Below are 1,439 nucleotides of genomic sequence, written 5' to 3' on the forward strand. Positions count from 1 at the left end.
CCTGGGGCTGCCGCAGTCGAGGGTGAGGCGGTTGGCGAGGGTGAATCCGCCGTGGTGGTCCTCGGCGCAGGGGGCGCGCATCCGCTCGGTGCGGAAGGTGGCGCCGTTGACGACGGCGTGGGCCAGGCGCAGCAGGGAGCGCATGGCGACGGCCTGGACGTGCAGGTGGGCGCCGGTCTCCTTGGACACCTCGACGGTGTTGGTGTACGGGGTGTTGCGCTGTCCGGCGACGAGGTCCGCGGCCCGGCCCACGACGTGGGCACAGCGGCCCCGGATGCGTTCCAGGACGGGGAAGTTGCGCTTCTGCGGCATGGCGGCGGAGATGCCGGCCAGTTCGTCGGGCAGGTCGAGGAAGCCGAAGCCGGCGCCGCTCCAGGTCATGAGGTCGGTGGTGAAGCGGCTCAGGACGGCGGCGTAGGAGGCGAGGTCGGTGGCGATGGCGGTCGTCCACGTGCGGGAGGCGACGCCCACCAGGGCGTGCGGCTGGGTGCGGGCGAAGCCGAGGAGTTCGGCCAGCCGGGTCCGGTCCCAGGGCAGTTCCTGCCCTGCCATGGCGCCCGAGCCCAGGGGGCAGGCGTCGATCTCGTCGTAGGTGTGCAGTGTGCGGCGCAGCGCGGCGGAGGTCTCCGCGGCGAGGGCGGCGAGGTGGTAGCCGGGGGTGATGATCTGGGCCGCCTGGCCGTGGGTGTGGCCGGGCATCGGGGTGTCGGTGTACCGGGCGGCGAGTGCGGTGACGGCGTGGCCGAAGGCGGCCAGGTCCGCCGCGACCGCGCCCAGGTTGTCGCGGGCCGCCATCAGCTGGGCGCAGACCTGGAGGTCGTTGCGGCTGCGGTCGACGTGCCAGGCGGGGAAGGGCGGGGTGGCGCCGGCCTGCACGTGGCGTTCCACCGCGAAGGAGATGTCGGACATGTTCTGCTCGGGGTCGGCGCGGAGCCGGGAGAGACGGGTGCCGGGGGCGTCCAGGAGAGTGGCGAGCATCCGGACGTAGTCGGCGAGCAGGGTGTCGACGGTGGCCCGGTCGAAGAGGGCGGTGTCGTAGACGAGGCGCGCGGTGCCGTCGGCGATGTCCAGCAGCAGGTCCTCCTCGCAGGAGGAGACGGGGGCGCCGAGGCTGCCGGCCGGCGTGTGGTTGACGGCCAGTTGGTAGCCGGGCGGTACGCCGGGCGGACGCGGTGCCGGCAGGAGTTCGACGAGTGCCTGGAAAGGGATGTCGTGCCGGTCCCCCGCCCGGACGGCGGCGGTGGTCCGGCGGACGAGTTCGGTGAGGTCCGGGTCGCCCGTGAGGTCGGCGCGCACCAGGCGCATGTTGACGAAGGTGCCGACCATGGAACGGGTGCCGGGCTCGGTGCGGTTCGCGACGGGCAGGCCGACGGCGAGGTCGTCGGATCCGGAGTGGTGGTGCAGCAGAGCGGTATAGGCGGCGAGGAACAGCATCACGG

At 73.4% G+C, this 1,439-nt stretch carries 1 protein-coding gene; it reads right to left on the reverse strand.

The window, feature by feature from the left end:
* The coding region (locus tag ACFXPK_RS32900) for a lyase family protein (RefSeq protein WP_385080825.1) at positions 1-1,439 on the reverse strand (1,439 nt) is incomplete at both ends.

It is taken from the genome of Streptomyces sp. NPDC059142 (assembly GCF_042755665.1).
In the GTDB taxonomy this organism is placed as follows: domain Bacteria; phylum Actinomycetota; class Actinomycetes; order Streptomycetales; family Streptomycetaceae; genus Streptomyces.